This is a genomic window from Pseudomonas sp. CFBP13508 (genome assembly GCF_005233515.1).
GTDB lineage: Bacteria > Pseudomonadota > Gammaproteobacteria > Pseudomonadales > Pseudomonadaceae > Aquipseudomonas > Aquipseudomonas mercuritolerans.
Genome location: NZ_QFZZ01000002.1, coordinates 756,938 through 782,559 on the forward strand (window position 1 = coordinate 756,938; position 25,622 = coordinate 782,559).

A 25,622-nucleotide genomic window follows, 5' to 3' on the forward strand; every position below is an offset into this window, starting at 1 on the left:
GTCACAGGATCAAATCACGCAGTTCATCAGGCATCGCGCCCGGTTGTTGAATAGCAGCAAGGTCAGCGGCAGATACCGCGTTCCATGCATCCTCGTCCCACAATTGGAACTTGTTCAGCTGGCCGACCAGCATCGCGCGCTTATCGAGCTTGGCGTATTCGCGCAAACGCGGCGGAACCAGGAAACGACCACTGCCATCGAGTTCGAGGTCGACGGCATTACCAATCAATAAACGTTGCAGGCGACGGTTCTCTTCGCGAAGCGAAGGGAGTGCGCGCAACTTGGTTTCAATAATTTCCCACTCATCGAGCGGATAGACACACAGGCATGGATCAACGGCATCAATGGTCACGATCAATTGGCCGGAACTGCGCGAATCGAGCTCGTCACGGTACCGGCTCGGCATGGCGAGACGGCCCTTTGCATCGAGACTGATAGCGTTAGCTCCGCGAAACACGTCAGCGTTTCTCCAATTTTTATCGTTTTGAGCTCAAAAAACCCACTTCATGCCACTTTCCGCCACTTGCGCACACTATAGGAATGCGCCCACCACACCGTCAAGGCGCGGATTAAAGGAAAAGCCTTACAGAACGGAGATTTAGCGACGTAAAAGGAGGCTCAACGAGAATCTGACGTGAAGTTTCGACCAATAACTTGATGCAGCACTGACAGCTGCGCTCGAAAGTTAAAGTAGTTTGTTAAGAGTAAGATTTTTTCGGTATTACAAAGGCGCTTCGGCTGTTGATTGAAGCAGGGTGGGAAAAGGCTATTACCGCGTTTGCCGCTGCCGGAGTTTCAGACCAGGCCGGCTGATATTACACAGCCGCGTCTTTTTTGTTTCAAGCAGGGAAAGAAAAAGGTGGAGAGTCGATCTGTAAGCCGGGTTCTGTCTTGAACAGTCATTCGTCTACGATGGCCATCACTGGACATCTTTAGCAACCTACCCGGTCCCAGCGCGGGCCACGCCTTGGGACCCTATTTGGTCTTGCTCCAAGTGGGGTTTACCTAGCCACGAACTGTTGCCAGACGTGCGGTGCGCTCTTACCGCACCTTTTCACCCTTACCGGCGCTTGCGCGCTTAGGCGGTTATTTTCTGTGGCACTTTCCGTAGGCTCACGCCTCCCAGGCATTACCTGGCACTTCGCCCTATGGAGCCCGGACTTTCCTCCCCCCCCTAATTTTCATAGAGGGCAGCGACTGTCCGATCGACTCTCCGCCGCGAAGGTTAACGGCAGAGCGCCGGAAGAACAAGCGCTAAAACCCTCAAGAACGCCATGGGCGACGGCTTACACGCCTTTCTGTTTATCCAGCGCTACCTGATACAAGACGTTTTTGCGCTCGCCGGTGATTTGCGCTGCCAGTGCGGCGGCGCGCTTGAGCGGCATTTCCTCCAGAAGCAGATCGAGGATGCGCATGGCTTCGCTGCTGACCGCGTCCTCCGACTCCGGCGCGGTCCAGCCGGCCACCAGCACCACGCACTCGCCGCGCTGCTGATTACTGTCGGACTCGACGAACGCACGCAGCTCGCTGAGCGGCAGGCCTTTGAGGGTTTCGAAGGTCTTGGTGATTTCCCGCGCCAGCAGAGCCTGACGCTCGCCGCCAAACACCGCTTCCATATCCTGCAGGCATTCGAGAATGCGATGCGGCGCTTCATAGAAAATCAATGTGCGCGGCTCTTCTTTAACCGCTTCCAGACGCGCCTTGCGCCCGACCGACTTGGCCGGCAGGAAACCTTCGAAGATAAAACGGTCGGACGGCAATCCTGCCGCCGACAGCGCCGCAATCAACGCGCAGGCACCCGGCACCGGCACCACGTTGATGCCGACCGCACGGGCCTGACGCACCAGGTGATAACCCGGATCGGAGATCAGCGGCGTGCCGGCATCGGAGATCAGTGCGACGTTGTCGCCCGCCAGCAACCGGGTAATAAAGCGGCTACCCTCATCCCGTTCGTTGTGTTCGTGGCATGCGGCCAAAGGCGTGCCGATGCCGAAGTGCTGCATCAGGCGCGCCGAATGCCGCGTGTCTTCCGCTGCAATCAGGGCCACTTCACGGAGGATTTTCAAGGCCCGGGCGCTGATGTCGTCCAGGTTGCCGATGGGCGTCGCCACCACATAAAGCGAGCCAGCAGCGGAATTCAAAGGACCTGGAGCAGTCAAAGCGCACACCTCGTGATCGGTAAAAGCGGCCATTGTAGCGCGTCATGAGGCTTGCGATGCGCTCCGGCCGAGTGCGGTTTTTCGCCCGGTTGTGCGCTGCCGCAACATTTACTCCAGCTAAATTGACCGATTCACGCCAGTAACATCGCGCCCCGGCCAGTGCTTGGGTACAATTCCACGCTAATTTGATCGAGTATCAGGAACACTTACATGATCGCTTGCCTGCGGCTGCTCACTGCCCTCTGCCTCGCTGCCTTGTTGGCCGCGTGTGCCAGCTCCCCTTCCTCCAGCCTTGGCGAACTTCCACGGACTCCGGACGCCAGCATCGAGCAACTGCTCGAACAGGCTGCGCAGGCTAAAACCCCGGAACAAGCCGCCCTGCTGCGCCTGAGCGCGGCGGACCAGGCCTACCGCCAAGGCAATGCCGGCCAGTCCGCGCAGATCCTGCAACAAGTGCCGGTTGAGCAACTCAAGCCAGGCCAGCAGATTTTTGCCAACACGCTGTCCGCAGAGCTGGCCATGACGCGCAATCAGCCGAAAGCTGCGCTGACTGCCCTGAGCCATCCAAGCTTCCAGAAGCTCAGCGAAATGCCGGAAGAGCAGCAAGTGCGCACCGGCACTGTTCACGCCCGCGCCCTTGAAGCCGATGGCCAGACGCTGGCCGCTGCCCGCGAGCGCGTGTTCATCGCACCGATGCTGGAAGGCGAAGCGGCGAGCAAGAACCACGAAGCGATCTGGACCCTGATCGCGTCGCTGCCAACCGATCAATTGCAACCGAACAACACCGACGATCTCGGCGGCTGGATGGCGCTAGCGCAAGCGGTGAAAACCGCAGGCACGCTGGAGCAGCAGCAAGCCGCAATCGACAACTGGCGTGCGCAGAATCCAAAGCACCCGGCGGCGGTCAACCTGCCGCTGCCGCTGACCAAACTCAAGGAACTGGCCAGCCAGCCACTGAGCAAAATCGCCCTGCTGCTGCCCCAGGACGGCCAATTGGCGTCGGTCGGCAAAGCGCTGCGTGAAGGTTTCATGGCCGCGCATTATCAGGCGCAACAGGCCGGCCAGAACCCACCTGCCATCGAGTTCTACGACAGCTCGAAGCTGACTTCGATGGACGAGTTCTATCGCAAGGCCCAGGCTGACGGCGTGCAACTGGTAGTCGGCCCGCTGGAAAAACCACTGGTCAAGCAACTGAGCACTCGCCCGCAACTGCCAATCACCACCCTTGCGCTGAACTACAGCGAAGGCGAGCAAGGCCCGGCGCAACTGTTCCAGTTCGGCCTCGCTGCTGAAGATGAAGCTCGCGAAGTTTCCCGACGCGCCCGCGCCGATGGCCTGCATCGCGCCGCGATCATGGTGCCGAAGGGCGAATGGGGCGATCGCGTTCTGCGTGCCTTCAGCCAGGACTGGCAAGCCAATGGCGGCAGCATCGTTGCCACCGAACGTGTCGATCAGCCGGTGCAACTGGCCCAGCAGATCGCCGACATGTTCCAGCTGCGTCAGAGCGAAGCTCGCGCCAAGAGCCTGCAGAATGTTGCCGGCACCAATGTCGCCGCGCAGCCTTCGCGTCGTCAGGACATCGAATTCATCTTCCTGGCCGCCACGCCGCAACAGGCCCAGCAGATCAAGCCGACCCTGAACTTCCAGTACGCCGGCGACGTTCCCGTCTACGCGACCTCCCATGTGTACAGCGCCAGCGGCGACGTCAATCAGTACAACGACATGAACGGCATTCGCTTCTGCGAAACCCCATGGCTGCTGGAAACCAGCGATCCGCTGCGCCAGCAAGTAGCTGCGCAATGGCCGCAAGCCAATGGCAGCCTCGGTCGCCTGTACGCCATGGGCGCCGACGCCTATCGCCTCGCCCCGCGCCTGGGCCAGCTCAAGGCCCTGCCGGACAGCCGCATCGAAGGTCAGTCGGGCAGCCTCGGCATGACCCAGACCCAACGCGTAGTGCGCCAGTTGCCATGGGCACAGTTCGTCAGCGGTCAGGTGCAGCGCCTGCCGGACACACCGCGCTGATGCCCGACAGGTCACGCTCGCAAAGCGGCAAGGATGCCGAGCGCCAGGCGCTCGAACATCTGCAACAACAAGGGCTGCGCCTGCTGGCGCAGAACTGGTTATGCAAACGCGGCGAGCTTGATCTGGTCATGCTTGATGGCGATACAGTAGTATTCGTTGAAGTTCGCTACAGAAAAAACACTCAATGGGGTGGCGCGCTCGCCAGTATCGACGAGCGCAAGCAGCAGAAACTGATCTTTGCAGCACAGTATTTTCTTCAGCGCGAGTCGCGTTGGGCCAATTCCCCCTGCCGCTTCGATGTGGTGGCGATCGACAGCCACCCGAATCAGCTGAACTGGTTGCAGAATGCTTTCGACAGTTGATCGCCTGCACCCTGCCCCGTTTTCGTCCGACACATTTTGCTCTTTGCTTTGCGGGCTGCACATTCACGTGCCGAACAGCCGCGCCACTTAAGGTCACACAGATGGACATGCAATCCCGAATTCGCCAGCTTTTCCAGGCCAGTATCGACACCAAGCAACAGGCGATGGACGTACTTGCACCGCACATCGAGCAAGCCAGCCAGATCATGGTCAACGCCCTGCTCAACGAAGGCAAAATGCTCTCGTGCGGCAACGGTGGTTCGGCCGGCGACGCCCAGCATTTTTCTTCGGAGCTGCTCAACCGCTTCGAGCGCGAGCGTCCGAGCCTGCCGGCGATTGCGCTGACTACCGACACTTCGACGATCACCTCGATCGCCAACGATTACAGCTACAACGAAGTGTTCTCCAAGCAGATCCGCGCGCTCGGCCAGCCGGGCGATGTGTTGCTGGCGATTTCGACCAGCGGCAACTCGGCGAACATTATTCAAGCGATCCAGGCCGCACATGATCGCGAAATGATTGTCGTAGCTTTGACCGGACGCGATGGCGGCGGCATGGCGTCGCTGCTGTTGCCCGAGGACGTCGAGATTCGCGTACCGGCCAACGTCACTGCACGTATTCAGGAAGTCCACTTGCTGGCGATCCATTGCCTTTGCGATCTGATCGACAGCCAACTGTTCGGGAGTGAAGAATGACCCCTAATCGCCTTGGCCTTCTGGCCTTGACCCTGTGCCTCGGCATCAGCGGCTGCACCTCGGTGGTGAATGCCAGCCGTGAAGCGCCGATCGAAGACGACCGTGGCACGCGCACCTTCGGCAGCAAGATCGACGACTCGCTGATCGAGACCAAAGCGGGCGTGAACATCGCCAAGGCCGACCCGGCCCTGGACAACGATTCGCACATCGTCATCACCAGCTTCAACGGCGTGGTCCTGCTCGCCGGCCAAACGCCACGTGAAGACCTCAAGGCCAAAGCCGAACAGGCCGCCGCCAACGTCCAGCGCGTGAAGAAAGTGCACAACGAACTGCAAGTGCTGCAACCGTCCTCCCTGCTCGCGCGCCAGAACGACGCGTGGCTGACCACCAAGATCAAGACCCAGATGCTCACCGACGCCAGCATTCCTGGCTCGCGCATCAAAGTCGTCACCGAGAACGGCATCGTCTACCTGCTGGGCCTGCTGACCAAACAGGAAGCCACTCAGGCAACCAATCTGGTTCAGGGTGTGTCCGGTGTGCAGAAGATCGTGAAGCTGTTCGAATACATCGACTGACGCAAGCGCAGGAGCGTGTAGGAGCTGACGAGTGCAACGAGGCTGCGATCTCTTGATCTTGCTTCTAAAGATCAACAGATCAAAAGATCGCAGCCTCCGGCAGCCCCTACACCGCCAACGCAGGCACAAAAAAGGCGATCCATCCGGATCGCCTTTTTTTTATTTCACAACCTTCAAACTTGGCCGGCCACTCGGGCGTGGCGGCTCGCTGCCCGGTGGCGGCGAGTCGTCATCCGGATCGATGTCTTCCTCGTCGTCCATCGGCAACTCGAGGTCAAACACCATGCCCTGGCCGTTCTCCCGCGCATAAATGCCCAGGATCGCGCTGATCGGCACGTAGAGACTGTGCGGAACACCGCCGAAGCGGCCTTCGAACGTCACCACGTCGTTATCCATGTGCAGATGACGCACGGCACTCGGCGAGATGTTCAGGACGATCTGGCCGTCACTGGCAAAACCCTGTGGCACCTGCACCGCCGGGTACTCGGAGTTAACCAGCATGTGCGGGGTGCAATCGTTATCCACAATCCACTCGTAGAGCGCGCGGACCAGATAAGGTCGACTGGAGTTCATAGCGGCTCCTTAAGCCTTAGCGCATATCGCGTTCGACACCAGACAGACTCGCCTGGAAAGCCTCACGCGCAAACTGACGCTCCATATAATCAAGCAGCGGCTTGGCCGGCCGCGGCAGTTCAATACCCAGAATCGGCAAACGCCAGAGTATGGGTAATAGGCAGCAATCCACCAGACTTTGTTCCTCACTGAGGAAGAACGGCTTGTCGGCGAACAGCGGCGAAACGCCGGTCAGGCTTTCGCGCAGTTCCTTGCGCGCCACGACCCGTGCAGCCTCTTTGCTCTTGGGATCCAGAATCAGATCCACCAGCCCGCACCAGTCACGCTGAATCCTGTGGATCAGCAGACGGCTGTTGGCCCGCGCCACCGGATAAACCGGCATCAGCGGCGGGTGCGGGTAACGCTCATCCAGATACTCCATCACCACGGTCGACTCCCACAACGCCAGGTCACGATCGACCAGCGTCGGCAGACTGCCGTAAGGGTTCACCTCAATCAGTTTAGGCGGCTGGCGGCCCGCTTCCACGTAAATGATTTCGGCGCTGACACCCTTCTCTGCAAGCACGATGCGCACTCGGTGGGAATAGTGGTCGGCGGGGTCGGAGTAACAGGCCAACCGATTGGTCACGCCCATGGCGATCCTCCTCGCTTGTTGAATTTGTCGGAACCGGAAAAACGCGCGCGCCCAGAGGGCACCTCCCGCAGGGTCTGACTGAGCAGATCCTGCTTTAGCGGAGGCGCCCTTGGGCGCGCGCGATTAACAGCAATGCTTGAAGCGTATCAGTGCACGTCTTTCCAGTATTCACGCTTGAGCAGGTAGGCGAACACAAAGAAGAACGCCAGGTACAGCAAGACGTAAGTACCGATGCGCTGATGTTGCAGCTTAACCGGGTTAGCCGAGTAAGCCAGGAAGGTTACCAGATTCTTGACCTTCTCATCGAACTGCTCTTCGTTCAGAGCACCGGACTTCGGCACGATGGTCAACTGATCGCACGCTTCATGGGTCAGCGGCGTGCCGGTCAGCGGATCGTATTGCTTCTTGCCGTCCTCGACGATCTGCACCTGTTTGCAGCCGACGACCTGACGACCTTGCAGGCCGACCAGCACGTTAGGCATGCCGACGTTCGGGAAGACCTTGTTGTTCACGCCCCATGGACGCGCCGGATCTTCGTAGAACGACTTCAGGTAACCGTAGAGCCAGTCGGTGCCGCGTACTCGCGCTACCAGAGTCAGGTCCGGCGGCGCTGCGCCGAACCAGGTCTTGGCGTCGGCCGGCTGCATGCCGATGTTCATGTGGTCGCCAATCTTGGCACCGGTGAACACCAGCTTCTCCAGCATCAACTCGTGCGGGATGCCGAGGTCATCGGCGACGCGCTCGTAACGCTGGAACTTGGCACTGTGGCAACCCATGCAATAGTTGGCAAAGGTCCGCGCACCATCCTGCAGAGCGGCTTTGTCGGAGACGTCGATATCGACACTTTCCAGTTCCGGACCATGACCCTCGGCAGCAAAAACCAAGGAAGGCAGCGCAGCAAAAATCAGAGCAAGAAATAACTTTTTCATCAGCCAGTCACCCTTTCCGGAACCGGTTTGGTCTTCTCGAGCCGGGTGTAGAACGGCATCAGAATGAAGTAGGCGAAATACAGGAAGGTGCAGACCTGCGACAGCAACGTGCGCCCCGGCGTCGGCGCCAGAACGCCAAGGATGCCAAGAATCACGAAGGAGATGCAGAACACCACCAGCCAGATTTTGCTCAGCCAGCCCTTGTAGCGCATCGATCTCACCGGACTGCGATCCAGCCAAGGCAGCACGAACAGCACCGCAATCGCCGCACCCATGGCGATAACGCCCAGGAGTTTGTCCGGCACCGCACGCAGGATTGCGTAGAACGGAGTGAAGTACCAGACCGGAGCAATATGCTCAGGCGTCTTGAACGGGTTGGCCGGCTCGAAGTTTGGTTTTTCGAGGAAGTAGCCGCCCATTTCCGGGAAGAAGAACACAATGAAGCAGAAGATGAACAGGAACACCACAACGCCGACAATGTCCTTCACCGTGTAGTACGGGTGGAACGCAATGCCGTCCAGCGGGATGCCGTTTTCGTCTTTGTGCTTCTTGATATCGACGCCGTCAGGGTTGTTCGAACCGACTTCGTGCAGCGCCAGAATGTGCAAGACCACCAGACCGAGAATCACGATCGGCAGCGCGACCACGTGCAAGGCGAAGAAGCGGTTCAGGGTGATTCCGGAGATCAGGTAGTCACCACGAATCCACTGGGTCAGGTCATCGCCGATCAGCGGAATCGCACCGAACAGCGAGATGATCACCTGGGCTCCCCAGTAGGACATCTGGCCCCACGGTAGCAGGTAACCCATGAACGCTTCGGCCATCAGTGCCAGGTAAATCAGCATGCCGAACACCCAGACCAGCTCGCGCGGTTTTTGGTACGAACCGTAGAGCAGGCCGCGGAACATGTGCAGATAGACGACGATGAAAAACGCCGAAGCGCCGGTCGAGTGCAGCAGACGCAGGATCGAGCCGTACTCGACGTCGCGCATGATGTATTCAACGGAAGCAAAGGCCTCTTCTGCCGACGGCGTGTAACTCATCGTCAGCCAGACGCCGGTGACGATCTGGTTGACCAGCACCAGCAGTGCCAGCGAGCCGAAGAAATAGAAGAAGTTGAAGTTTTTTGGTGCGTAATATTTGCTGAGATGGTCTTCCCACATTTTGGTCGCGGGAAAGCGCGCATCAACCCAATCCATGAACTTGCTCATCACGCTTTCTCCGTATCGACGCCAATGACAATCAGGTCATCGGTCTCATAGGAATGCGGGGGAACTGGCAGGTTCAAAGGCGCAGGTTGCGACTTGTAGACGCGGCCAGCCAGATCGTAGTGGGAACCGTGGCACGGGCAGAAATAGCCGCCTACCCAGTCCTTGCCCAGATCCGCAGGTGCCACTTCGGGACGGAAGGTCGGTGAACAACCCAGGTGGGTACAGATCCCGATCAGCAGGAGAATTTCCGGCTTGATCGAGCGTACTTCCGGGTCGACATAAGTGGGTTGCGTGGAGTTTTTGGAGGTCGGATCGGAGAGCTGACCCTCGATCTTCTTGAGATTCCCCAGGATTTCCTCGGTACGGCGGACAATGAACACCGGCTGGCCGCGCCATTCAGCAATCATTTGCTGGCCTGGCTCGATTTTGCTGACATTCACTTTCACCGGTGCACCGGCGGCCTTCGCCTTGGCACTGGGAAACCATGACCCCACGAACGGGACCGCAGCCCCCACCGCTCCTGCAGCACCCACTACGGATGTGGCTGCCACCAGGAAGCGACGCCGGCCTGCATTCACGCCGTCATTGCTCATTCAGTCCTCTCCCATCAGCTTTTTTGGCCTGTTAAATCAGGCGTCTACTAAATAAATCAAATGTTACTTATAAAAATTTTGCCCGAATGGTAATGAAAACCCCCAATTCTGACAAGGTTAATTCCCCGGGGCTCAGCCCCTTAAGCCTTGGAGTATAGGGGGTCTACGGCTGTGGCAAGTTGTCACAACGCAATTCTTTGATAAATCGCAGGCATAAAAAAACGCCCGCTTCCGTGAGGAGGCGGGCGTTCTTTTTTGAACGTGGAAGCGGAATTAACGCTTCGAGTACTGCGGACGCTTACGCGCTTTACGCAGACCAACTTTCTTACGTTCAACTTCACGGGCGTCGCGGGTAACGAAGCCAGCTTTGCGCAGAGCGCTACGCAGGGTTTCGTCGTAGTCCATCAGTGCGCGAGTGATGCCGTGGCGGATTGCGCCAGCCTGACCACTTACACCACCGCCGATCACGGTGACGTAGATGTCGAACTTCTCGACAGTCTCGGTCAGCTCCAGCGGCTGACGAACTACCATGCGGGCAGTTTCGCGGCCGAAGAAGTTATCCAGCGAACGGTTGTTGATGGAGATGTTACCAGTACCCGGACGCAGGAAAACGCGTGCGGTTGCGGTCTTGCGACGGCCAGTGCCGTAATTTTGAGTCGCCGACATAATGTACTATTCCGTTAAAACTTCAGTTCTTGGGGCTGCTGAGCAGTATGAGGGTGAGCAGCGCCCGCATAGACTTTCAGCTTACGGTACATGTCGCGACCCAGTGGGTTTTTAGGCAGCATGCCTTTAACCGCGGTCTCGATCACGCGCTCAGGGGCCTTGGCGATCAACTTTTCAAAGTTGATCGACTTGATGCCGCCCGGGAAACCGGAGTGGGAGTAGTACATTTTGTCAGTGGTTTTAGCGCCGGTAACACGGATCTGCTCGGCGTTGATGACGACGATGTAGTCGCCGGTGTCAACGTGAGGAGTGTACTCAGGCTTGTGCTTGCCACGCAGACGGCTCGCGATTTCGGTGGCCAGACGACCCAGGGTCTGACCAGCAGCGTCGACGACAAACCAGTCGCGCTTTACTGTTTCCGGTTTAGCAGTAAAAGTTTTCATTCTTTATAGCCTCAGGGGCCGCCTGTAAATAAGACGGCGGATCTTACTGAATAGTGCGTACTTTGACAAGTCAAAGGCAGCCGGATACAGACGCTTTCGGGGGCTCGGGTCGGCGCGTCCGTTCAACGGCAAGATTCTTCGGCGGCGGCGCATCACTTCCACTGCAGAAAGAGGTCGGCAATTATGCAGATTGCGAAAATTTTTTCAACCTGCTTTTATGATTGTTTTGCCCAAGGAGCACCCGATGGACTATCGCCAGCTAGGCCGTACCGACCTGAACGTGAGTGCAATCTGCCTCGGCACCATGACTTGGGGCGAGCAAAACACTGAGGCTGAAGCCTTCGCCCAGATCGAGCGGGCGAAAGAAGCGGGGATCAATTTCCTCGACACCGCCGAAATGTACCCGGTGCCGCCCAAAGCCGAAACCTATGCCACCACCGAGCGCTACATCGGCAATTACTTCAAGAGTCGCGGTGACCGTTCCGACTGGATCCTCGCCAGCAAGATCGCCGGCCCCGGCAACACCATCGACTACATCCGCGACAAGAACCTGCGCCACAACCGCCAGCACATCACCGAAGCACTGGACGGCAGCCTCAAGCGCCTGCAGACCGATTACATCGATCTGTATCAATTGCACTGGCCGGAACGCAGCACCAACTTTTTCGGGCAGCTGGGCTACAAGCACAAGATCGAAGCCAACCTGACGCCGCTGGAAGACACCCTCGAAGCCCTCGACGAGCAGGTTAAGGCCGGCAAGATCCGCCACATTGGTCTGTCCAACGAAACGCCGTGGGGCACCATGCGCTTTCTGGCTCTGGCCGAAGCGCGTGGCTGGCCGCGTGCGGTATCGATCCAGAACCCGTACAACCTGCTCAACCGCAGCTTTGAAGTCGGCCTGGCCGAGATCGCCATCCGCGAACAGTGCGGCCTGCTCGCCTATTCGCCGCTGGCGTTCGGCTTCCTCTCCGGCAAGTACGAAGGCGGCGCCCGTCCACCGAAAGGCCGCCTTAGCCTCTACAGCCGCTTCAGCCGCTATTTCAACCCGCAATCGGAGGCGGCGTGCAGCCGTTACGTAGCCCTGGCCCGTGAACACGGTCTGGACCCGGCACAAATGGCCCTGGCCTTCGTGACCCAGCAACCGTTCGTCACCAGCAACATCATTGGCGCGACGACGCTTGAGCAACTGGACAGCAACATTGCCAGTTTTGATCTGAAACTGTCCGATGAAGTGCTGGCCGGGATCGAGGCGATTCACAAGGATCACCCGAACCCCGCGCCATAACTGACCGCCAAAAGCTTCGCGAGCAGGCTCGCTCCCACAGGTACGGTGATCCCCTGGGGGAGCGAGCCTGCTCGCGAAGAGGCCAGTCGGATTACCTCAACAGCGGAACGCGGAGCGTCCCCGGCGGCATTCCTTTGCTGCGCGTGGGAACGATCATCACAGCGACCGCGCAATAATCTCCTTCATGATTTCATTGGTGCCGGCATAAATCCGCTGCACCCGCGCATCCGCCCACGCCCGGGCCACCGGGTATTCCCACATGAAGCCGTAGCCACCATGCAGTTGCACGCACTCGTCGAGCACCTTGCATTGCAGATCGGTGCCCCAGTATTTGGCCATCGCAGCGGTCGGCACATCGAGTTTGCCCTGCAGATGCAGCTCCAGGCAGCGATCGACGAAGACCCGGCCGATCTGGATCTCGGTGGCCATTTCGGCCAGTTTGAAGCGGGTGTTCTGGAAATCGGCGATCGACTTGCCGAACGCCTTGCGATCACGGGTGTAATCCAGCGTCCATTGCAACGCTGCTTCAGCCGAGGCCAGACCGCCAATCGCCACGGTCAGGCGCTCCTGCGGCAACTCCTGCATCAGATAGGCAAACCCGGCACCCGCCTGGCCGAGAAGGTTTTCCTTCGGCACGCGCACGTCCTGGAAGAACAGTTCCGAGGTGTCCTGCGCCTTCATGCCGACCTTCTCCAGGCGCTTGCCCTTTTCGAAGCCCGGCGTATTCGCCTCCACCAGAAACAGACTGGTGCCCTTGGCCCCAGCCTTGGGGTCGGTCTTGGCCACCACTATCACCAGGTCAGCCAGAAAGCCGTTGGTGATAAAGGTCTTCGAACCGTTGATCACATATTCGTCACCGTCGAGCACCGCCGTGGTTTTCACCCCTTGCAGGTCGGAACCGGCGCCAGGCTCGGTCATGGCAATCGCCGTGACCATTTCGCCCGAGACCAGTTTCGGCAGGTATTTGTGTTTCAGCGCCTCGCTGCCGTAATGCAGGATGTAGGGCGCGACGATGTCCGAGTGCAGCGAAAAGCCGATGCCGGTCAGGCCCAGACGCCCGACTTCTTCGATCACTACGGTGCTGTAGAGGAAATCCGCGCCCAGGCCGCCGTACTCTTCCGGCAGATGCGAACAGAGCATCCCCGCCTCTCCCGCCTTGTTCCACAGTGCGCGATCAATGTGCCCCTGCTTCTCCCACTGCGCGTGATACGGCACGGCCTCTTTTTCGAGGAAAGTTCGCACGCTGTCGCGGAACAATTCGTGCTCGGAACTGAACAGGGTTCTGGGGATCATGCGGCACCTTTCTATGTTGTTGGAGGGATTCGGCTCTCAGAGACTAAGCCCGACTTCTGCTACGGGACACTGGACACATCCGACAAAAAATAAGACGATCCAGCCGTCTGGTGACCACTTTCCCTTATAAAAACAAAACAAAAGTTGAATTATGTCTAAGCACGTCTCCCCGCCCTTGCGGCGCGTCAGCATCCTGGCCATCGACCGGGTTTTCGCTTACACCCTCATGCAGGCCAAGGATTTTTTCCATGTGGCCAGCCTGCGTTACGGCAAACAACTGGGCCACGGTCTGACACCGGCGTTCGAAACTCGCCTGGTCAGCCCGGATGGCAAACCGGTAAAAAGCTTCAGCGACGTGGTCATGCCGGTCGACGGCGGCCTGGAAAACGCCGACGTGATCATCCTTCCGGCGTTCTGGGACGATTTCGACACGCTGTGCAGCCGTTACCCGCAAATCATGCCGTGGCTGCGCGAACAGCATGCACGCGGCGCGGTGTTATGCGGCGAAGCCACCGGAGTGTTCTGGCTCGCCGAAGCCGGGCTGCTCAACGGCAAGGAAGCGACTACCTACTGGCGCTTCTTCAACGCCTTCGCCGAGCGTTTCCCCAAGGTCTATCTGAATCAGGACAAGCACCTGACCGACGCCGACAATCTCTATTGCGCCGGCGGCACGACCTCGGCCTGCGATCTCTACATCTATCTGATCGAACGCTTCTGCGGCGCGAACGTGGCGCAAGCCGTGGCCCGTGACATCCTTTACGAAGTGCAGCGCAGCTACTCACCGGGACGTATCGGTTTCGGCGGGCAGAAGCTACATCAGGACGTGATCATCCTGCAGATCCAGCAGTGGCTCGAAGAACATTTTGCCGACAAGTTCCGCTTCGAAGACGTCGCCCGCGAGCACGGCATGAGCATCCGCAACTTCATGCGCCGCTTCCAGACCGCCACCGGCGACAAACCGCTGCACTACTTGCAGCGCCTGCGCATCGAGACAGCCAAGGGCCTGCTCTCGGGCACACGCAAGAGCATCAAGACCATCAGTTACGAGGTCGGTTACGACGATGCAAGCTTCTTCGCGCGACTGTTCCGCCAGCACACTGAACTGTCGCCTAACCAGTACCGGCAGCAGTTTCAGCAGGCTGCGTAACCCTCCGCCAGACTGACGTCCCTGTGGGTGTAGTCCTTCCACGGGGACCGGCTTGTAAGTTGTGATTCGTCCGACACAAATGAACGAAAACAGAACAACGTCTGGCTGTGTTTTACGACTGTTCAGACGCGGCTGCGCCGAGCAGACTACTTCCCAAGCACATCGCATCAGGGAAGATCAACAGTGACCATCGGCTCCAGCTACAACTATCCCTCGCAGGCTCCCGGCCTTGAAAAACGCAAAAAACGTTCGCCACAGGACAAATGGAAAGCCCGTTTCCCCAATCCACCGGACCTGTGTTTTGACTACCGCGCGTTACTGGAGCAGCCAGGCGGAATCGCCCGAGCGACTGATTCCAGCCATCGAATCTGCATCATCGGCGCAGGCATCACAGGCCTGACGGCAGCAAGAGAATTGCTGCGCTGCGGCTTCACCCAGATCACTCTGATCGAACAGTCCTCGCGAATCGGCGGCAGGCACCTGACCGTTCCCGGCAGCCCCCAATCCAAGGCCAGCCATACCCCATTCGAAATGGGCGCAATGCGCATGCCTTTGTTCAATCGCGAAGGAGAATCGCCGAAGGACGGTCGCTCGCTGATGGCCTACTACGCGACGATTTTCGACCTGGCACTGTCAGACTTTGCCAATCCCGGCAGCCAATGGGTCAAATCCACTGGCATTTATCTGCGCGAGGGCAGCCTGTCAAAGCAGACTTCGCCGCAAATGCTCATCTGGAAAAACGCCGACGGTCAGACCCGCCCTCCTGGCGAGGACCTGCAAGCGGTATATGCAAAATGGAGAGGATTCGCCGACCGCATGACCCGACACGTTTGCGACAGTTATGCGAGCGAGGAATGGGAGTCAGTGTGGGCAGCTATTGTCTGCAGGTATCACGCCGTTTCCTTCCGTGATCTGGTGAGTATGCCGGCGTTACAACAGTGGGAAAAAGAAGCCCCGGGGGATTTTGGCGGGATGGGAATGTCGCCAGAGGAATCGGCAATTTTTTATGCCATCGGCATTGGCGACGGCAGCTGGGGCGCATTTTATGACGTCTGTGCGCTGTACCCGCTGCGCACTGCCATATTCGGGTTCAGCAGTCACTTGCAACTGGTGCTGGGTCGGGTAGATGAAAAAGGCGATCCCCTGCCTGACTCACCGCATATCCGCAGCAATGCGGTTTTCGATTCAACCGGGCTGCAGTTCGAAGGCCCGCGCTACCTCGGTCTCGCGGCGCTGAGTGAAAGCCTTATGTTCATCAAACCTGATGAAACAGCGATGTCTTTCCACGAGCACAGCCTGCAATACCGCGAAGGTTTGCTGACTGATAGCTCCGTCACTCGGCTGAAAAAGCTCGACAGCGGTAAAACCCGTGTCTACTACAACTGGAAGCAAAGTCGCTCCCAGCAGACTCAGGAACATTTCAGCGATTATGACTCCGTGATCATGACGCTGCCTTCGTGGTTGATCGAAACACGAATCAGGCTTGAAAACTTCACGGTACAAATGCTGCCGTTCGAAACGATCAATGCGTACAAGACTGCGCATTGGGAAACCAGCTGCAAAGTGTTCGCGCCGCTGAAGAAATCCTTCCTGTCCGGCAATACCGCCATCCCCCAAGCGATCGTCACGGACAGTTTTATCCACGATGTTTATACCTACCGCTATAACGATCACTACAGCTATGACTGCATTCTTCTCAGTTATACCTGGGAGGATGACGCTACCAAACTCTGCTGTTTCAGCGACAAGGAGCTGGTCGCCAAATGTGCCGAAGAACTTGATCGAATCCTGATGAACTGCAGCAATATCGGGCAGCGCATCTCGCCCTTCATTGGCCTGAATCAGGCCGTCGTACAGCGCTGGATCACCGACAAGAACTCGCTTGGGTGCGCCAAACTTTACCGCCCCGGCGCCTACTACGACGCTGTAAGCCTGATGAAATACAACCGCGACTATTCCAGTGTTTCCGGGCTGTATCTTTCTGGCGAGTCGTTTTCAGTGGATGCCGGCTGGACCGAGCCCTGCTTTCGCGGCGCTATCGATGCGGTGATTCATATTTGCGAAAAAACCTCGGCGCAGTTCAATGGCGGCTTCCAGATAACCGACTATCCACACTACCAGGCCGGACCATGAAGCTTTCAGTCATGCAATTCGGCATCCTGAGCGTGCACCGTCGATATGCGTTTAATCGTCCTAGGAGGCGTACTACAACCTAACCGGAAAGCGCCGACTTACCTTCCACTGCTGACTCGACTCTTATGTTCCCCGCCACCCGATGGCGTGAAAACAACAATAAGGGATCATGAAAAATGAGCGAGTCAACAAGCCCTGTTCGTATTGCGGTTGTGCAATGTGATCCGCAGGTCGGTACGCAAAATCGTGCAGCGAATCTGAGCAACAGCCTGGAGTTGTCACTGCAGGCGGTCAATGGTGGTGCCAACCTCATCGTTTTGCCCGAGCTGACAAACACTGGTTATTTCTTTCGCACTCGACAGGATGCGTTCGATCACGCCGAATCGGTTCCGGATGGGCCGAGCGTGAGCCGATGGGAGGATTTTGCCCGCCAGCATCAGGTGTATCTGGTGGCAGGGCTGACCGAGCGCGAAGGGGCACGGTTGTACAACACAGCCGTGTTGTTGGGACCTGACGGTTTCATCGGCAAATATCGCAAGGCGCACCTGTGGAATCTGGAGAAGCTCTGGTTCACTGCAGGCGATAGCGGTTTCCCGGTGTTCGAAACGCCGATCGGTCGCATCGGTCTGCTGATCTGCTGGGACATCTGGTTTCCCGAAGTCCCGAGAATCCTCAGCCAGCAGGGCGCGGACATTATCTGCAGCCTGAACAATTGGGTCTGGACGCCACCGCCACTGTTCGACGAGGCCGGCAAATGCATGGCCTCGTACCTGACCATGACCGCAGCGCATGTCAACAATGTGTTTATCGCGGCGGCGAGCAGAATCGGCGAAGAGCGCGGTGCTCGCTACCTTGGATGCTCTTTGATTGCCGGCACCAACGGCTGGCCGATTGGCCGGGTTGCATCCGCCGATCAGCAGGAGATTCTCTACGCCGATATCGATTTGACCAGCTCGCGCAGTGCGCCGATCTGGAATGACCTGAACGACCTGCACCGTGATCGGCGGTGTGATGTCTACGATCGAATGCTCGGTTACACCCAGCATCCGTGCCTGCCGCGTTAACCGGAGGCCGGGCTATGGACATTCACGCAAAGCAACGCAAAACAATCGTGGCCAGAACCGCGATGGATAGCACCATTATCGGCCTGATTCTGGGTGCGACGGTTTTGATTGGCTGGCTATCGCTCACCCATCATTCGTTGTGGTCGGCGCGCTGGCCGGACTACAGCCATATGGTTTCGAGCTTTCCCGACGCTGCTGCCTGGCTGCGCTGGGTGCTCGGGGATATCAGCGAGGTAGCATTCTATAAACATGAGTTTGCCTCGATCGGCCTGCTGGCTGGTGCATATCTGGGCTATTGGGCGAATCGAACGGGAAAAGCCTGGCAAGGCTTCACCATCTGTTACGGCAGCGGGCTCTGGCCGTGGCTGGTCACAAGCTCATTGCTGGGCCTGGTGCTGAGCAATCTGCTATGGGGCTGGACTGTCACCGCCACCAGTTGGCAGCCAACCTTTGCGGCATTCGTGTCGTTGCCTGCGGCCATGGTGCTCATGTTCGGTGCCGGCTGGAAAGTTGCCATTAACGGCGCAATCATGGGCGCACTGTGCGTGACACCGCTGTGCCTGCTGATGGTCAATTACGTATGTAACCCACTCGGTCTGCCCGTGGTGATTGGCAATGTTTCGGGCATGGCCATCGCCAGCATCGGCGCCTTCGTGCTTTGTCGCTACGTGCCAAGCCTGGTGAAATCAGCGCAGCCCGATCCGGCTGCCGAGGAATTCAGCGTCACCGTGTCCGGCAGGGCGCCGGATTATGGCGTGGTATGGAGCATGCGCCGGGTCTTGGCGGATTTCTCCGAAGCACCTTTCTTCGGCAATGAGTGGGCGAGCCTGGGACTGATTGTCGGCGCGTTGCTCGCATTTACACTCAACCCAATGAGCCCGGTCTACGGCACCGGTCTGCTGCCGCAACTGCTGGCCGGTCAGGCGTTGACGTCGGCACTGGGCGTGGTGATCTGGCGCAAGCAGTGGATGGCGCGTGGCTGGTACCCGACCTACGTACCGCTGGTGTCCGTGGTTCCGGCTGCGATCCTCACCTACGGCGGCGAATGGCAAGTGATCATTTCCAGTGCGCTGCTCGGCGCCCTGATCGCTCCGCCATTGGCCTGCGCGCTCGCGCAGAGGCTGCCAGGCTTTATGCATGGCTTTATCGGCAATGTGTTGTCGATGGCCCTCAGTACGCTTTTGATCCTGCCAATCGTTGGATGGCTCGCCAGCCACTGACTTTATCCCTGCCCCGGCTGGCTTCTGGATCGTCTCCAGAACAGCCGGTTATTCGCGAGGTATCACATGGAACTGCCAAAACTGGCCATTGCCGCTCTCGGCGGCACTGTCAGCATGCAATCGACGCAAGACGGCCAAGGCGTCGTTCCGGCGGTGTCCGGCGAAGCGTTGCTGAACACCGTGCCGGAGTTGAATGTGCTCGCACGAGCAACCGTCGAGACTTTCGGTCTGTTACCCAGCGCTTCGCTGGATTTCGCCTACCTCTTGAACGTATTGGCCTGGGCTAACGCGCAGATCAGTCAAGGCGTGGCCGCAGTCATCATCATCCAGGGCACAGACACTCTGGAGGAATCCGCTGTTTTCTTCGATTACCTGTGGGCGCACGACGAGCCACTGGTGCTGACTGGTGCCATGCGCTCTGCCATGCAAGCGGGCGCTGACGGCCCGGCAAACCTGTTGGATGCCGGTCGCGTTGCATTGGCGGCATGCAGTCATAGGCGCGGAGCACAGGTGGTTATCAACGGCGAGATTCACCGCGCCAATAGCGTGCGCAAGGTCGATTCAATGGCCATGCACGCCTTCGCCTCGCCCTTGACCGGCCCTGCCGGCTTGTTAGTCGAAGGCGCACCGCGCTACTTCCATCCCCCGATTGCGCGCCATGTTTTGCCGATGCCGCAAAACACCCGCCAGAATATTGCTTTGCTGGAAGCTTCGCTCGGTGCAGACAGTCTGCTGTTAGAGAAAGTTGTGGAGCTGGGTTACGCCGGCCTGGTGATCGCTGGCTTCGGCGCCGGTCATGTCTCAGCGAACTGGGCCAACGTCATCGAAGGGATTGCCCGGCATATTCCGGTGATCATCGCCACCCGCACCGGTTGTGGCGCGACGGCGCAAGCGACCTATGGCTTCGTCGGCAGTGAAATCGATATGACGCGCAAAGGTGCCCTGATGGCTGGGTTCCTATGCCCGCGCAAAGCGAGAATTCTGCTGTGGCTTCTGGTTGGCTGCCAACAGCAATCAACGTTGGAAACCTGCCTCGCTGAACTGGCCCCATAAAAAAAGGCCTGCAATCGCAGGCCCTTTTCCTTGCCGAAACTCCGCTTAAGGCTTGTGCGCCCGCGACAGGAATTCGTGGGATTGCATCTCCAGCAGTCGGCTCAGCGTGCGCTGAAACTCGAAGGTCAGGCGTCCGCCGGTGTACAGATCCTTCAACTCGACTTCGGCAGAAATGATCAGCTTGACGTTGCGATCGTAGAACTCGTCGACCATGTTGATGAAGCGGCGGGCGATGTCGTCGGTGGTGACGCTCATCTGCTCGACGCCGCTGAGCAGCACGGCGTGGAAGATCTTGCCCAGTTCGATGTAGTCGTTCTGGCTGCGCGGGCCGTCGCACAGTTCACGGAAGTCGAACCAGGCCACGTCGTCGCAGGTGCGCAGAGCGCGGATTTCGCGGTTCTCGATGATCAGCACATCGTTTTCCACCGCCGCCGTGCACTCCGGTGTCAGTGCCTTGAAGCTCTTGCGCAGGCTTTCGTGCGCGGCTTCATCGAGCGGATAGTGGAACAGCTCGGCTTGCTCGAGGTGACGCAGACGATAATCGACGCCGCTGTCGACGTTGACGATCTCGGTGTTCTGCTTGATCAGCGCGATGGCCGGGAGGAAACGTGCACGTTGCAGGCCATCCTTGTACAGACCGTCCGGAACGATGTTGGACGTCGCGACCAGGGTCACGCCGTTCTTGAACAACTCTTCCATCAGCGTGCCGAGGATCATCGCGTCGGTGATGTCGGAGACAAAGAATTCATCGAAGCAGATCACCCGCGACTCGGCCGCGAAGCGCTTGGCGATGATGGTCAGCGGGTTCTTCTCGCCGCCCAGGGTCTTCATTTCTTCGTGCACGCGCTTCATGAAGCGGTGGAAGTGCGTGCGGGTCTTTTCCTTGAACGGCAGCGCTTCGAAGAAGGTGTCGACCAGGTATGTCTTGCCGCGACCGACGCCGCCCCAGAAATACAGGCCCTTGACCGGCGCCTGATCCTTTTTGCCAAACAGCTTGCCGAGCAGACCCGGCTTGTTCTGGTCAGCGGCGATCAAGTCGTCGTATAGACGCTGCAAGTGACGCACGGCAGTTTCCTGCGCGGCGTCATGGAAGAAGTCCGGGCGTTTCAGATCAGCTTGATATCGTTCTAGGGGCGTCATAATTCGTTAGCAAGGCAACAAAAACGGGCCGTCACTGTAGCGACGGCCTGTGGGAATGGCAATCGGCCCTTGGTCGGGTCGTGCCGCCGATCAGTCCTGAGCCGGGGTCAGCGCGACGCGCAACGCCTCGATGGCGGCGTCCCGCGCACCGATGTCGGCAAACGCCGGGCTGTCGCCCACGCACTCACCGGCCAGCCAGACGCTGAAGCTCAATTCTTCAGTACGCACGTCCAGCGGCTCGCCGGACTGCAACTGTTTGGTCGCCTGGCCGGCAGTTTTGCCGTCGGCGAAGTTGCGCGACAACAGCAGTTGCTCGCCATCGGCTGCCAGCAGACGGAAACGGAAACTGCCGTCGTCCTCGCGGAAGCTGACGAAACGCGCGGCCTTCGCGGCTTTTTTCTTGGTAGTCGCGGCGACCTGAACCTGATTGACGAAAGAACGCAGGCCGACAGCTTCGCGCAATTCGTTGAGAAATGGCGTCGCAACCGCACGAGCCTTCTTCGCACCGATCTGCAGAATGTCTTCCAGATCCGCAGGACGCTCGATCAACTGGTGATACTTCTCGCGCGCCTCGCCCAGCTCGTTGTCGAGCAACTGGAACAGGCGATTCTTCGCTTCACCCCAGCCCAGACCACCGAGCAGTTCGCTGCGGAATTCGTCGGCCTGCGCCCGTGTGGCGAAGGCCTGGAACAGGGTGAACAGGTGCGAGTTGTCCGGATCTTTCGCTTCGCCCGGGGCCTTGGAGTCGGTGACGATCCGCGAGATCGCGTCCTTCATTTCCTTGGCGCTGGAGAACAGCGGAATGGTGTTGTCGTAGCTCTTCGACATCTTGCGACCGTCGAGGCCCGGCAAGGTGGCCACGCTTTCTTCGATCAGCGCTTCGGGCATGGTGAAAAACTCTTTGCCCTGACCGAACAGATGGTTGAAACGCTGGCCGATATCGCGGGCCATTTCCACATGCTGAATCTGATCGCGACCGACCGGCACCTTGTGCGCGTTGAACATCAGAATGTCCGCCGCCATCAGCACCGGATAGCTGTACAGGCCCATGGTGATGCCGGCATCCGGGTCTTCACCGGTTTCAACGTTCTTGTCCACCGAGGCCTTGTAGGCGTGCGCACGGTTGAGCAGGCCCTTGGCGGCGACGCAGGTCAGCAGCCAGGTCAGCTCGGGGATTTCCGGGATGTCGGACTGGCGGTAGAAGGTCACGCGGTCAACATCGAGGCCGCCGGCCAGCCAGGTCGCGGCGATTTCCAGACGCGAGCGCTGGATGCGCACCGGGTCATCGCATTTGATCAAGGCGTGGTAGTCGGCCAGGAAATAGAACGAATCGGCCTGGCTGTCGCGGCTGGCGAGGATTGCCGGGCGGATGGCGCCAGCGTAGTTGCCCAGATGCGGCGTGCCGGTGGTGGTGATGCCGGTGAGAATGCGGGTACGGTTGGTCATGGGTAATCGCTTGTCAGACTGCAATCAATTCGAGAGACGCGGCAGCAGCAGATCCTTGAGATCGGTCAGCTTGCCGTGAAAAAAGTGTCCGCATTCTGCCACTTTCAGCAGCTCATGGGGGCGCTGGAGTTGTTCCGACCATTGGTAGACCAGTTGCGGATCGATGACTTCATCGGTTTCCGGCTGGATCACGGTCAACCCGCCGTGCTGCGGCAGTTGATCCTGCTCGCCCAGACGCATCACCGCCGGGGCAACCATGAACAGGTGGGCAAGCTGGACGCCTTGGGCTTCGAGACGGCCGCCGAGACTTGCTGCAACAAATCCGCCGAAGGAGAAACCGAACAGGGTCAGCGGCAGATTCGGGTGTTTTTCCCGCAGCCATGTGGCGGCGGCCTGGGCGTCGTCGACTTCACCGGTGCCCATGTCATGCGTGCCCTGGCTGGCGCCGACGCCGCGATAGTTGAAACGCAAGGTGATCAGGCCTGCGTCACGCGCGGTGCGCTGCAGGGTCGAGACGACCTTGTTGAGCATGGTGCCGCCCTGTACCGGGTTCGGATGGCAGATCAGCGCGATGCCGCGTGGCTGCTCGTTATCCAGGTAAAGGCTTTCCAATTGACCCACCGGGCCGTCAATCACTACAGGGGTTTCACGCATCAGCAAGGGAGGAACTCCGTGACCTCGAATCGGGTCGACTCGTCTAGCAAATTGTCTGTGCCAATCTATTGCGAGTGAATCGCGGTATACAGCGCAGGTTCGAGCCGTTAACGTAAAGCAAAGCCGTTTATAGAGGAAGGACTCGTGGAACACTCGCTCTTAGTTTGGTTGTTACCGACTCTTGCCCTGGTTGTGGGTGTCGCCATTGGATTCCTGATCGCGCGCGTTGCGCCGAACGCCGCACCGAGCCGCACGCAGCGTCAACTGGATGATATCCAGGAGCGTTTCGACAGTTACCAGAACGAAGTGGTCACCCACTTCAACAGCACCGCGATGCTGGTCAAGAAGCTCACTCAGAGCTATCAGGAAGTGCAGGATCATCTCGCCGAGGGCGCCAATCGCCTGGCCCTGGACGAGCAGACCCGCCAGCGCCTGATCGCCGCCCTGCACGCCGACGCAGCGCAGGCACCACGTGAACGCCTGACGCCACCGCGCGATCAGGAGCCACCGCGTGATTACGCACCGAAGAGCCCGAATTCGCCGGGCATGCTTGATGAGCATTATGGTCTGAAGAAGTAATCGGGTTTCGCTGCGAACAAAAAGCCCCCGGACAGTGATGTGTCCGGGGGCTTTTTTGTATCTGCAATCTTCGCTGCGCTTGCCGGCCTCTTCGCGAGCAGGCTCGCTCCCACAAGGGGAATGCATTTCAAATGTGGGAGCGAGCCTGCTCGCGAAAGGGCCGCTACAGGCGACACAAAAAAATGCCCGATCACAAGACCGGGCATTTCTTCATCCAGGCAATCGCTTACGGATACTGCTGCACCGTACCCGGCTGTTGTTGCTGACCACCATACTGCTGACCCGGAATTGCTTTCAGGTTGACCTCGACCCGGCGATTCTGCGCGCGGCCGTTGACGTCACCGTTACTGGCAATCGGGTTATCCGGGCCGGCGCCACGGGCCGACAGGTTGGCACCGCTGACGCCTTGCGAGGTCAGGTAGGTCGCGACGCTCTGCGCACGACGCTGGGACAGGTCCATGTTGTGCTGGCGGCTGCCGGTGCTGTCGGTGTAGCCGACGATTTCGATCTGGTTCTGGTTGAACTCTTTCAGCGAGTTGGCCAGGTTGTTCAGCGGTTGATAGAAGCTGGAAGCGATGTTCGCCGAATCGGTGGCGAATGTGATGTTGCCCGGCATGATCAGCTTGATCTGATCGCCCTGACGCTGCACTTCAACGCCAGTGTTGGCCATGCTCGCGCGCAGTTTCTTTTCCTGCTGGTCGGCGTAGTAGCCGTAGCCTGCTGCGGAAGCACCGACGACAGCAGCGCCGATCAAGGCGCCCTTGCCACGGTTGTCGTGACCGATGGCGGCACCGGCAAGTGCACCGGCCAGCGCACCGAGGCCACCGTATTTGGCGGTTTTGCTCATGCCTTGCGAGCCACCGTCGGCCTGACCCTGATTGTCATACGGATTAGGCGAGGCGCAGCCGGACAGCACGGCCACGGCAGTAGCGACAATAATCAAACGACGCGTGGTGAACATGGAGAGCTCCTGGTTTTTTGCATTCTGTGGTGCAGCGGCCACTGATCAATCAATGGACCTGCGCGGGCGTTGGATCATGACAATGCCTAAAAATTCCGCCCGCTGCCCGTGACAAAAAATTCAGGCACGTACAAACGGGTTCTCGCGCATCTCATCACCCAGACGCGTGTCCGGACCGTGCCCGGTGACAACCGTCGCGTCCTCGTCCAGCGTATACAGCCGCTGCTTGATCGAACGCACGATGGTCGCCTGATCGCCGCCCCACAAATCCGTGCGCCCAACCCCGCGACGAAACAGCGTGTCGCCGGCTATCAACAGCTTAGCCTCGGAAAACCAAAAGCTCATGGAACCGGGGGTATGACCCGGCGTGTGCAAAGCCACGCCGCAACCGCAGGCCAGCTCTTCGTCATCGCTCAACCAGCGATCCGGCGATGGCACCGGGGTGTAAGGCACGCCGAACATCTGGCATTGCATCTCCAGATTGTCCCAGAGGAACTGGTCTTCCTTGTGCAGATGCAAAGGCGCCGGTCTTCACCTTCATTTGGCCGGAAGCCAGGAAGTGATCGAGATGGGCGTGGGTGTGGATGATGCTGACGACTTTCAGGCCATGGGCATCGAGACGCGCCATGATCAGGTCGGGGTTGCCGCCCGGGTCGACGACGATGGCTTTCTTGGTGATCGGGTCGCCGATGATCGTGCAGTTGCACTGGAGCGGGCCGACGGGGAAGGTTTCGCGGATGAGGGAAACATTCATTAAACAGTCCTTCAAGAAAGATCACCATTTT

At 58.9% G+C, this 25,622-nt stretch carries 25 protein-coding genes, 1 other RNA gene and 1 pseudogene; 11 read left to right on the forward strand and 16 right to left on the reverse strand.

Features of this window, described 5'->3' with window-relative positions:
- Position 1 precedes the first annotated feature (1 nt).
- The 3 genes from mraZ to rsmI form a co-directional block, all read right to left on the reverse strand.
- A complete protein-coding gene (mraZ, locus tag PspCFBP13508_RS07835; RefSeq protein ID WP_007917012.1) occupies positions 2-457 on the reverse strand; it encodes a division/cell wall cluster transcriptional repressor MraZ in 456 nt (151 codons plus the stop codon).
- 402 nt (positions 458-859) lie between these two features.
- Positions 860-1,213: RNase P RNA component class A (rnpB, locus tag PspCFBP13508_RS07840), an RNA gene on the reverse strand.
- Positions 1,214-1,286: 73 nt separating this feature from the next.
- Positions 1,287-2,192: a 16S rRNA (cytidine(1402)-2'-O)-methyltransferase gene (gene rsmI / locus PspCFBP13508_RS07845; protein WP_161984073.1), complete on the reverse strand. Its 906-nt coding sequence runs from the start codon at positions 2,190-2,192 to the stop codon at positions 1,287-1,289.
- Between the two features lie 177 nt (positions 2,193-2,369).
- Here rsmI and PspCFBP13508_RS07850 point away from each other — a divergent pair, with 177 nt between their 5' ends.
- The 4 genes from PspCFBP13508_RS07850 (at position 2,370) to PspCFBP13508_RS07865 (ending at position 5,813) form a co-directional block, all read left to right on the forward strand.
- Positions 2,370-4,181, forward strand: coding sequence for a penicillin-binding protein activator (locus PspCFBP13508_RS07850; RefSeq protein WP_130909687.1), 1,812 nt, complete (start codon positions 2,370-2,372; stop codon positions 4,179-4,181).
- Positions 4,181-4,543 carry a YraN family protein gene (locus PspCFBP13508_RS07855; protein ID WP_016773265.1) on the forward strand — a complete coding sequence of 121 codons (363 nt, stop codon included), beginning with the start codon at positions 4,181-4,183 and terminating at the stop codon, positions 4,541-4,543. Before PspCFBP13508_RS07850 ends, PspCFBP13508_RS07855 begins: the two co-directional genes overlap by 1 nt.
- A 101-nt stretch (positions 4,544-4,644) precedes the next feature.
- Positions 4,645-5,238 carry a phosphoheptose isomerase gene (locus tag PspCFBP13508_RS07860; protein ID WP_008082788.1) on the forward strand — a complete coding sequence of 198 codons (594 nt, stop codon included), beginning with the start codon at positions 4,645-4,647 and terminating at the stop codon, positions 5,236-5,238.
- Positions 5,235-5,813, forward strand: a complete 579-nt coding sequence (locus tag PspCFBP13508_RS07865) for a BON domain-containing protein (protein WP_024014250.1) — start codon at positions 5,235-5,237, stop codon at positions 5,811-5,813. Before PspCFBP13508_RS07860 ends, PspCFBP13508_RS07865 begins: the two co-directional genes overlap by 4 nt.
- A 159-nt stretch (positions 5,814-5,972) precedes the next feature.
- Here PspCFBP13508_RS07865 and PspCFBP13508_RS07870 read toward each other — a convergent pair whose 3' ends face one another.
- The 7 genes from PspCFBP13508_RS07870 to rplM all read right to left on the reverse strand — a co-directional run bounded on the left by PspCFBP13508_RS07870 (position 5,973) and on the right by rplM (position 10,862).
- Positions 5,973-6,386, reverse strand: a complete 414-nt coding sequence (locus tag PspCFBP13508_RS07870) for a ClpXP protease specificity-enhancing factor (RefSeq protein ID WP_016773263.1) — start codon at positions 6,384-6,386, stop codon at positions 5,973-5,975.
- Positions 6,387-6,402: 16 nt separating this feature from the next.
- On the reverse strand, positions 6,403-7,020 hold the full coding sequence (locus PspCFBP13508_RS07875) for a glutathione S-transferase N-terminal domain-containing protein (protein WP_007961620.1): 618 nt from the start codon (positions 7,018-7,020) through the stop codon (positions 6,403-6,405).
- Positions 7,021-7,166: 146 nt separating this feature from the next.
- Positions 7,167-7,949 carry a cytochrome c1 gene (locus PspCFBP13508_RS07880; RefSeq protein ID WP_024014251.1) on the reverse strand — a complete coding sequence of 261 codons (783 nt, stop codon included), beginning with the start codon at positions 7,947-7,949 and terminating at the stop codon, positions 7,167-7,169.
- On the reverse strand, positions 7,949-9,160 hold the full coding sequence (locus tag PspCFBP13508_RS07885) for a cytochrome bc complex cytochrome b subunit (protein ID WP_024014252.1): 1,212 nt from the start codon (positions 9,158-9,160) through the stop codon (positions 7,949-7,951). Before PspCFBP13508_RS07885 ends, PspCFBP13508_RS07880 begins: the two co-directional genes overlap by 1 nt.
- Positions 9,160-9,753, reverse strand: coding sequence for a ubiquinol-cytochrome c reductase iron-sulfur subunit (petA, locus tag PspCFBP13508_RS07890; RefSeq protein ID WP_007917031.1), 594 nt, complete (start codon positions 9,751-9,753; stop codon positions 9,160-9,162). The genes PspCFBP13508_RS07885 and petA overlap by 1 nt, the downstream gene beginning before the upstream one ends.
- A gap of 273 nt (positions 9,754-10,026) precedes the next feature.
- Positions 10,027-10,419 carry a 30S ribosomal protein S9 gene (gene rpsI / locus PspCFBP13508_RS07895; RefSeq protein WP_003228056.1) on the reverse strand — a complete coding sequence of 131 codons (393 nt, stop codon included), beginning with the start codon at positions 10,417-10,419 and terminating at the stop codon, positions 10,027-10,029.
- A 14-nt stretch (positions 10,420-10,433) separates the two neighbouring features.
- A complete protein-coding gene (gene rplM / locus PspCFBP13508_RS07900; protein WP_007917032.1) occupies positions 10,434-10,862 on the reverse strand; it encodes a 50S ribosomal protein L13 in 429 nt (142 codons plus the stop codon).
- Positions 10,863-11,106: 244 nt separating this feature from the next.
- Here rplM and PspCFBP13508_RS07905 point away from each other — a divergent pair, with 244 nt between their 5' ends.
- A complete protein-coding gene (locus tag PspCFBP13508_RS07905; protein WP_024014253.1) occupies positions 11,107-12,147 on the forward strand; it encodes an NADP(H)-dependent aldo-keto reductase in 1,041 nt (346 codons plus the stop codon).
- 156 nt (positions 12,148-12,303) lie between these two features.
- On the opposite strand, the gene PspCFBP13508_RS07910 is transcribed toward PspCFBP13508_RS07905, so the two are convergent.
- Positions 12,304-13,440, reverse strand: a complete 1,137-nt coding sequence (locus PspCFBP13508_RS07910) for an acyl-CoA dehydrogenase family protein (RefSeq protein WP_073473472.1) — start codon at positions 13,438-13,440, stop codon at positions 12,304-12,306.
- A gap of 250 nt (positions 13,441-13,690) precedes the next feature.
- On the opposite strand from PspCFBP13508_RS07910, the gene PspCFBP13508_RS07915 reads away from it, so the two are divergent.
- From PspCFBP13508_RS07915 to PspCFBP13508_RS07935, 5 genes are all read left to right on the forward strand, one after another.
- Positions 13,691-14,587, forward strand: coding sequence for a GlxA family transcriptional regulator (locus PspCFBP13508_RS07915; RefSeq protein ID WP_178084480.1), 897 nt, complete (start codon positions 13,691-13,693; stop codon positions 14,585-14,587).
- Positions 14,588-14,770: 183 nt separating this feature from the next.
- On the forward strand, positions 14,771-16,720 hold the full coding sequence (locus tag PspCFBP13508_RS07920; protein WP_137214135.1) for an FAD-dependent oxidoreductase: 1,950 nt from the start codon (positions 14,771-14,773) through the stop codon (positions 16,718-16,720).
- A gap of 176 nt (positions 16,721-16,896) precedes the next feature.
- Complete coding sequence (locus PspCFBP13508_RS07925; RefSeq protein WP_130910253.1) at positions 16,897-17,784, forward strand: nitrilase family protein; 888 nt, start codon at positions 16,897-16,899, stop codon at positions 17,782-17,784.
- A 62-nt stretch (positions 17,785-17,846) separates the two neighbouring features.
- Positions 17,847-19,004: a hypothetical protein gene (locus PspCFBP13508_RS07930; RefSeq protein ID WP_241669499.1), complete on the forward strand. Its 1,158-nt coding sequence runs from the start codon at positions 17,847-17,849 to the stop codon at positions 19,002-19,004.
- Between the two features lie 66 nt (positions 19,005-19,070).
- Complete coding sequence (locus PspCFBP13508_RS07935; protein WP_137214137.1) at positions 19,071-20,057, forward strand: asparaginase; 987 nt, start codon at positions 19,071-19,073, stop codon at positions 20,055-20,057.
- Positions 20,058-20,102: 45 nt separating this feature from the next.
- On the opposite strand, the gene zapE is transcribed toward PspCFBP13508_RS07935, so the two are convergent.
- The 3 genes from zapE to PspCFBP13508_RS07950 form a co-directional block, all read right to left on the reverse strand.
- Complete coding sequence (gene zapE, locus PspCFBP13508_RS07940; protein ID WP_016773254.1) at positions 20,103-21,197, reverse strand: cell division protein ZapE; 1,095 nt, start codon at positions 21,195-21,197, stop codon at positions 20,103-20,105.
- A gap of 90 nt (positions 21,198-21,287) precedes the next feature.
- Positions 21,288-22,643 (reverse strand): tryptophan--tRNA ligase, encoded by a 1,356-nt coding sequence (locus PspCFBP13508_RS07945; RefSeq protein ID WP_137214138.1) that lies wholly within the window; start codon positions 22,641-22,643, stop codon positions 21,288-21,290.
- A 24-nt stretch (positions 22,644-22,667) separates the two neighbouring features.
- Entirely contained in the window at positions 22,668-23,297 is a 630-nt protein-coding gene (locus PspCFBP13508_RS07950) for an alpha/beta fold hydrolase (RefSeq protein ID WP_130911281.1), read from the reverse strand.
- Between the two features lie 144 nt (positions 23,298-23,441).
- Here PspCFBP13508_RS07950 and PspCFBP13508_RS07955 point away from each other — a divergent pair, with 144 nt between their 5' ends.
- On the forward strand, positions 23,442-23,876 hold the full coding sequence (locus PspCFBP13508_RS07955; protein WP_016773251.1) for a DUF1043 family protein: 435 nt from the start codon (positions 23,442-23,444) through the stop codon (positions 23,874-23,876).
- Between the two features lie 226 nt (positions 23,877-24,102).
- On the opposite strand, the gene PspCFBP13508_RS07960 is transcribed toward PspCFBP13508_RS07955, so the two are convergent.
- Both PspCFBP13508_RS07960 and PspCFBP13508_RS07965 read right to left on the reverse strand, forming a co-directional pair.
- On the reverse strand, positions 24,103-24,837 hold the full coding sequence (locus PspCFBP13508_RS07960) for an OmpA family protein (RefSeq protein WP_016773250.1): 735 nt from the start codon (positions 24,835-24,837) through the stop codon (positions 24,103-24,105).
- A 120-nt stretch (positions 24,838-24,957) separates the two neighbouring features.
- Positions 24,958-25,591: pseudogene (locus PspCFBP13508_RS07965) on the reverse strand (MBL fold metallo-hydrolase).
- Positions 25,592-25,622: the final 31 nt, after the last annotated feature.

Excerpts from the sequence above, each read along its gene's own strand:
- PspCFBP13508_RS07880 (WP_024014251.1), bottom strand. The coding sequence starts at position 7,949 with ATGAAAAAGTTATTTCTTGCTCTGATTTTTGCTGCGCTGCCTTCCTTG.
- zapE (WP_016773254.1), bottom strand. The coding sequence starts at position 21,197 with ATGACGCCCCTAGAACGATATCAAGCTGATCTGAAACGCCCGGACTTC.
- PspCFBP13508_RS07860 (WP_008082788.1), top strand. The coding sequence starts at position 4,645 with ATGGACATGCAATCCCGAATTCGCCAGCTTTTCCAGGCCAGTATCGAC.
- rpsI (WP_003228056.1), bottom strand. The coding sequence starts at position 10,419 with ATGTCGGCGACTCAAAATTACGGCACTGGCCGTCGCAAGACCGCAACC.
- PspCFBP13508_RS07930 (WP_241669499.1), top strand. The coding sequence starts at position 17,847 with ATGGATAGCACCATTATCGGCCTGATTCTGGGTGCGACGGTTTTGATT.
- rplM (WP_007917032.1), bottom strand. The coding sequence starts at position 10,862 with ATGAAAACTTTTACTGCTAAACCGGAAACAGTAAAGCGCGACTGGTTT.
- PspCFBP13508_RS07950 (WP_130911281.1), bottom strand. The coding sequence starts at position 23,297 with ATGCGTGAAACCCCTGTAGTGATTGACGGCCCGGTGGGTCAATTGGAA.
- PspCFBP13508_RS07925 (WP_130910253.1), top strand. The coding sequence starts at position 16,897 with ATGAGCGAGTCAACAAGCCCTGTTCGTATTGCGGTTGTGCAATGTGAT.
- PspCFBP13508_RS07935 (WP_137214137.1), top strand. The coding sequence starts at position 19,071 with ATGGAACTGCCAAAACTGGCCATTGCCGCTCTCGGCGGCACTGTCAGC.
- PspCFBP13508_RS07855 (WP_016773265.1), top strand. The coding sequence starts at position 4,181 with ATGCCCGACAGGTCACGCTCGCAAAGCGGCAAGGATGCCGAGCGCCAG.
- PspCFBP13508_RS07945 (WP_137214138.1), bottom strand. The coding sequence starts at position 22,643 with ATGACCAACCGTACCCGCATTCTCACCGGCATCACCACCACCGGCACG.
- PspCFBP13508_RS07885 (WP_024014252.1), bottom strand. The coding sequence starts at position 9,160 with ATGAGCAAGTTCATGGATTGGGTTGATGCGCGCTTTCCCGCGACCAAA.
- PspCFBP13508_RS07960 (WP_016773250.1), bottom strand. The coding sequence starts at position 24,837 with ATGTTCACCACGCGTCGTTTGATTATTGTCGCTACTGCCGTGGCCGTG.
- petA (WP_007917031.1), bottom strand. The coding sequence starts at position 9,753 with ATGAGCAATGACGGCGTGAATGCAGGCCGGCGTCGCTTCCTGGTGGCA.
- rsmI (WP_161984073.1), bottom strand. The coding sequence starts at position 2,192 with ATGGCCGCTTTTACCGATCACGAGGTGTGCGCTTTGACTGCTCCAGGT.
- PspCFBP13508_RS07910 (WP_073473472.1), bottom strand. The coding sequence starts at position 13,440 with ATGATCCCCAGAACCCTGTTCAGTTCCGAGCACGAATTGTTCCGCGAC.
- PspCFBP13508_RS07865 (WP_024014250.1), top strand. The coding sequence starts at position 5,235 with ATGACCCCTAATCGCCTTGGCCTTCTGGCCTTGACCCTGTGCCTCGGC.
- PspCFBP13508_RS07870 (WP_016773263.1), bottom strand. The coding sequence starts at position 6,386 with ATGAACTCCAGTCGACCTTATCTGGTCCGCGCGCTCTACGAGTGGATT.
- PspCFBP13508_RS07905 (WP_024014253.1), top strand. The coding sequence starts at position 11,107 with ATGGACTATCGCCAGCTAGGCCGTACCGACCTGAACGTGAGTGCAATC.
- PspCFBP13508_RS07850 (WP_130909687.1), top strand. The coding sequence starts at position 2,370 with ATGATCGCTTGCCTGCGGCTGCTCACTGCCCTCTGCCTCGCTGCCTTG.
- PspCFBP13508_RS07875 (WP_007961620.1), bottom strand. The coding sequence starts at position 7,020 with ATGGGCGTGACCAATCGGTTGGCCTGTTACTCCGACCCCGCCGACCAC.